The organism is Nonomuraea sp. MG754425 (assembly GCF_021699195.1).
GTDB lineage: Bacteria > Actinomycetota > Actinomycetes > Streptosporangiales > Streptosporangiaceae > Nonomuraea.
In genome coordinates this window covers 1-5,151 of record NZ_SSXE01000341.1, presented here as the reverse complement: position 1 = coordinate 5,151, position 5,151 = coordinate 1, and the positions used below count along the sequence as shown (strand labels likewise).

Here is a 5,151-nt window from a genome sequence, read left to right as displayed (position 1 = left end):
CGCCACCCCCATCCAGGCCTTCCACCGCTCGGATGAGTCGGGCACCAGCGACAACTTCACCAAGTTCCTCAAGGCCACCGCCGAGACCGACTGGCCGCACGAGCCGGCCAAGGCCTGGCCCGCCGAGGCCAAGGGCCAGGGCTCCAAGGGCTCCGACGGCATCGCCTCCTCGGTGAAGGACACCGAGGGCGCGATCAGCTACGTCGAGTTCTCCTACGCCGAGAACTCCTCGCTGGCGACGGCCAAGGTCGCCAACGGCTCCGGTGAGTTCGTCGAGCTGACCCCCGAGAGCGCGGCCAAGACGGTCGAGACCGCCGAGATCAAGGGCACCGGCAACGACCTCGCCCTGTCGATCGACTACGCCACCAAGACCGCGGGCGCCTACCCGATCGTCCTGGTGACCTACGAGATCACCTGCGAGAAGGGCCTGCCGGCCGAGGAGGCGAAGGCCGTCAAGGCGTTCCTCCAGTACACCGCCAGCGATGAGGGCCAGGCGGCGCTGAAGGACCTGGGCTACGCCCCGCTCGCGGGCACGCTGCTCACCAAGGTCCGGACCGCTGTCGAGGCGATCTCCTAATCCCCTATGGCGACCAACGTACGTACCCGTGACGGCGGGTCGGCCACGAGCCGGCCCGCCTCGCGGCGCAGCCACGGTGAAGGGCCGTTCCGTTTCCTGGCCACCGGGGCGGGCGTCGTCCTCCTGGCGATCATGGCGGCCATCGCCGTGTTCCTCGTCAGCGAGGCCATCCCCGCCCTCCAGGCGAACAAGAGCTCCTTCCTCACGGAGCTGACCTGGGAGCCCAACAGCAGCCGCGAGTTCGGCATCGCGGCGCTGGCGTTCGGCACCGTCGTCAGCTCCCTGCTCGCGCTCGCCATCGCGACCCCGGTCGCCGTCGGCGTGGCGCTGTTCATCTCCCACTACGCGCCGCGCAGGCTCGCCGCCCCGCTCGGCTACCTGGTCGACCTGCTCGCCGCCGTACCCAGCGTGGTCTACGGCCTGTGGGGCGTGACGTTCCTGGTGCCGCTGCTCAGAGGACCGTCGCAGTGGCTCAACGCGAACCTCGGCTGGTTCCCGCTGTTCTCAGGTGAGGGCATCGTCGGCGGCAAGACCATGCTCGCCGGCTCGGTCGTGCTGGCCATCATGATCCTGCCGATCATCGCGGCCATCTCCCGCGAGGTGTTCCTCCAGGCTCCGAAGATGAACGAGGAGGCGGCACTCGCGCTCGGCGCGACCCGCTGGGAAATGATCAGAATAGCGGTGCTGCCGTTCGGCCGTCCCGGTGTCATCAGCGCCGCCATGCTCGGCCTCGGCCGCGCCATGGGCGAGACCATCGCCGTCGCGCTGATCTTCCCGGCCACCTTCGACATCACCTTCCAGATCCTCACCCCGCACGCCAACAGCATCGCGGCGAACATCGCCAACGCCTTCGGTGAGGCCAACGACATCGGCCGGGGCGCGCTGATCGCGTCCGGACTGGTGCTGTTCATCATCACCCTGCTGGTCAACATGGCAGCGCGGATGATCATCAACCGGCGTAAGGAGTACGGGAGGACCGGCGCATGACCACGATCCAACACATCTCCACCAGCCGCCGGATCAAGGACCGGGTCGTCCAGGGCCTGGTCTATCTGGCGTTCGCCCTGGCCGTGGTGCCGCTCGTCTCCGTGCTCTGGCTGGTGATCTCGAACGGCCTGGCCCGGTTCGACATGGAGTTCCTCACCCACTCCATGAACGGCATCGGCGCGAGAGACGCCAACGGCGGCGCCTACCACGCCATCATCGGCACGCTCGAACAGGTCCTGCTGGCCTCGCTCATCTCCGTGCCCATCGGCCTGCTGACTGCCATCTACCTGGTCGAATACGGCAACGGCGGCCGGCTGAGCCGCTCCATCAGCTTCTTCGTGGACGTCATGACCGGCGTCCCTTCCGTCGTTGCGGGCCTTTTCGTCTTCGCGTTCTGGATCCTCTTCCTCGGCTTCCAGTTCTCCGGCTGGGCGGGCGCGCTCGCACTGGCCATCCTGATGATGCCGACCGTCGTGCGATCCGCCGAGGAGATGCTCCGGCTGGTGCCCACCGACCTGCGCGAAGCCTCGTACGCGCTGGGCGTGCCCAAGTGGCGCACCATCGTCAAGGTCGTGCTCCCGACGGCGTTCACCGGCATCGTCACCGGCGTCATGCTGGCCGTGGCCCGCGTCGCCGGCGAGACCGCGCCGCTGCTGATGACCGTCTTCTTCACCAACTCCATCAACAACGACCCGTTCAACGGGCCGCAGATGGGGCTTCCGCTCTTCGTCTTCGACCAGGCCGCACGTCCCAACGACACCGCCGTCGACCGGGCGTGGACCGGAGCTCTCACACTCATCCTGATCGTCATGCTGCTCAACCTGGTGGCGCGCCTGATCGCCTGGTGGCGTTCGCCCGCCAGGGGCCGATAGGGGGTTACCAGCACAATGTCCAAGCAGATCCAGGTCTCGAGTCTGGACGCGTACTACGGGTCGCACAAGGCGATCGAGGACGTGTCGATGACCATCGAACCCCGTTCGGTCACCGCCTTCATCGGCCCGTCCGGATGCGGCAAGTCGACGTTCCTGCGCACCCTCAACCGCATGCACGAGGTCATCCCGGGCGCGCGGGTGGAGGGCAAGGTGCTGCTCGACGGCGAAGACCTGTACGCCACCACCATCGAGCCGGTCTCGGTCCGCCGCATGATCGGCATGGTCTTCCAGCGTCCCAACCCCTTCCCCACGATGTCCATCTACGAGAACGTGGCCGCCGGCCTGCGCCTCAACCGCGGCCGCATCCCCAAGTCCGAGATGGACGGCATCGTCGAGGACTCGCTCAAGGGCGCCAACCTCTGGAACGAGGTCAAGGACCGCCTCAACAAGCCCGGCGCCGGCCTGTCCGGCGGCCAGCAGCAGCGCCTCTGCATCGCCCGCGCCATCGCGGTCAGGCCGGAGGTGCTGCTGATGGACGAGCCGTGCTCGGCCCTGGACCCGATCTCCACGCTGGCCATCGAGGACCTGATGGCCAAGCTGAAGGACCAGTACACCATCGTCATCGTCACCCACAACATGCAGCAGGCCGCCCGGGTCAGCGACAGGACCGCGTTCTTCAACCTCGCCGAGCAGGGCAAGCCCGGCAAGGTCGTGGAGATGGACGAGACCTCGCGCATGTTCACCAACCCGACGGAGAAGGCCACGGAAGACTACATCACTGGGCGCTTCGGCTGATGACCCAACGGCAGGCGGCATCCACGATGGTCGGGGACACGAGGACCAAGCCCGTACTGCTCATCGCCGACCCCGACGACGCCGTGGTGGACGAGGTGGCGTCAGCACTCGAACGCGAGGGCGTCGCCGTGATGGGCGTACCCGACGGTGCTCAGGGGTTGCTGCAGGCCGGAGCCCTGCAGCCGGACGTGGTGCTCGTCTCGGCCACCCTCCCGGTCATCGACGCGGTCGAGTTCGTCCGCGCCGTACGCCGGTCGCGGTCCGTGCCCGTGCTGCTCGGCGTCGGCGAGGGCCACGCCGAGCAGGCGGTACGGGCCCTCGCGGCCGGCGCCGCCGCCTGCGTGGCCCGCCCCTACCGGGTGCCGGAACTGCTGCCGTTCATCCAGGCGGCCTCGCCGGAGTCCCGCAAGATCCTCGCCGTCGGCGCGGTCGAGCTGGACGTCCACGCCTACCAGGTACGCGTGGCCGGACGGGCCGTGCACCTGCCCCTGCGCGAGTTCGAGTTGCTGCAGTACCTCATGCGCAACGCCGACCGTACGGTCACCCGCGAGCAGATCATGCGCAACGTCTGGCACGCCGCCACCAGCACCTCGACGAACACGATCGCGGTGCACGTCAAACGACTGCGCGCGCGCCTGGGCGACCAGGACGACCGGCTCATCCAGACCGTACGCGGCGTCGGCTACCGCCTGGTCACGCCCGGCATCGCCGAAGATCCCGCATGATCCGCTCGGCTACGCCTTCGACGGTCGCGATGCCGTACCCCACCTCAGGGCTCCCCTCGGTGAGTACGGCAACGGCGTAGTCGCGCCCGTCGTCCCTGATCAGGCCCACGCTGACCGTGGCCCAGCGCTTGGTCGAGACCCGCTTGAGCCAGCCGTTCTTCAGCGCCACGCGCTCGCCCCGGCACGCGGCGGCGCTGATGCCCCAGTCCTGGCCGTCGACGACCGCGCCCATGAGTGCGAGCACCTGCCTGCGGTCACCGGCCTTGAGCGGGCTCTTCCCGGACACCAGCGCCGCCATCAGCCGCACCTGATCGTCCACGGACGTCTTCGTGATCCCCCAGCAGTACAGATCGACGCAGTCGCCCGGCACACCCCGGGTGTGCTTCAGCCCGAACCTCTTCCCCGCAGCGGTGAATCCCTCCGCGCCCCCGATCCGTAACCACAGCCGGTCCGCGGCGTGGTTGTCACTCTGCCGGATCATCACCTCGGCATCCCGCCGGACGTGCGCGGGTAACCGGCTCCACGGCGTACGCAGGAGCAGCGCCATGAGAATCTGCACCTTGGCGGTGCTGGCCGTGATCAGCCGCTCGCCCGCGTGATACCGGTAGACGCGCCCGGTCGCCAGGTCCTTCACCATGGCCGTCGCCGACCCCGTCCGGCCCGCGAGATAGCGGTCGAGCCGTGCGGTGATCCGTCCGGCCGGCACCTTCGCCACCGCCTCGCTGCCCACCCTCCGCTCGAGCAGCCGGGCTTGAGACAGCGCCGCAGCCTGACGAACGACGGGCCGCCCGGCAGCGGCAGCGGATGACGGCGCGGCTGCGGCGCCGACCTCGGCAGGAGCCTGGAGCTTCACTGCGGCCAGCGGCATGAGCAGGACGAGCAGAACGACCAGTCGCGGTATCGCCTTCGCCCTGGCCGCGATCACGCCACCATTCTCGCGAACGACCACAGCAGACCGCTAGCCGCGAACGTGGACAACTTTCATATTCATCCACCAGCCACCCCGAACGGCACGCCACCACCATCGAACCCTGATGGCACGGACAGACCCCGAAACACAAAAAGGGCCCTTCCGGGGAAGGGCCCCACAAAAAAACAGAAAGGGCCCCGACGCCCGTGGCGTCAGAGCCCTTTCCTAAAGATTGTCCGGCGGTGACCTACTCTCCCACACCCTCCCGAGTGCAGTACCATCGGC

At 68.4% G+C, this 5,151-nt stretch carries 6 protein-coding genes; 5 read left to right on the top strand and 1 reads right to left on the bottom strand.

Going from position 1 to position 5,151, the window contains the following annotated elements:
* The 5 genes from FAF44_RS51955 to FAF44_RS51935 form a co-directional block, all read left to right on the top strand.
* Window positions 1-577 (top strand): PstS family phosphate ABC transporter substrate-binding protein (locus tag FAF44_RS51955; RefSeq protein WP_237110907.1); only part of this gene is annotated, 577 nt, incomplete at its 5' end.
* Window positions 578-583: 6 nt separating this feature from the next.
* Window positions 584-1,564 (top strand): phosphate ABC transporter permease subunit PstC, encoded by a 981-nt coding sequence (gene pstC / locus FAF44_RS51950; protein WP_237110906.1) that lies wholly within the window; start codon window positions 584-586, stop codon window positions 1,562-1,564.
* Window positions 1,561-2,436, top strand: a complete 876-nt coding sequence (gene pstA, locus FAF44_RS51945; RefSeq protein WP_237110905.1) for a phosphate ABC transporter permease PstA — start codon at window positions 1,561-1,563, stop codon at window positions 2,434-2,436. The genes pstC and pstA overlap by 4 nt, the downstream gene beginning before the upstream one ends.
* A gap of 15 nt (window positions 2,437-2,451) precedes the next feature.
* On the top strand, window positions 2,452-3,231 hold the full coding sequence (gene pstB / locus FAF44_RS51940; protein WP_237110904.1) for a phosphate ABC transporter ATP-binding protein PstB: 780 nt from the start codon (window positions 2,452-2,454) through the stop codon (window positions 3,229-3,231).
* On the top strand, window positions 3,231-3,956 hold the full coding sequence (locus tag FAF44_RS51935; protein ID WP_237110903.1) for a response regulator transcription factor: 726 nt from the start codon (window positions 3,231-3,233) through the stop codon (window positions 3,954-3,956). The genes pstB and FAF44_RS51935 overlap by 1 nt, the downstream gene beginning before the upstream one ends.
* Here FAF44_RS51935 and FAF44_RS51930 read toward each other — a convergent pair.
* Window positions 3,925-4,881: a serine hydrolase gene (locus tag FAF44_RS51930; RefSeq protein ID WP_237110902.1), complete on the bottom strand. Its 957-nt coding sequence runs from the start codon at window positions 4,879-4,881 to the stop codon at window positions 3,925-3,927. The genes FAF44_RS51935 and FAF44_RS51930 overlap by 32 nt on opposite strands.
* Between the last annotated feature and the right edge of the window lie 270 nt (window positions 4,882-5,151).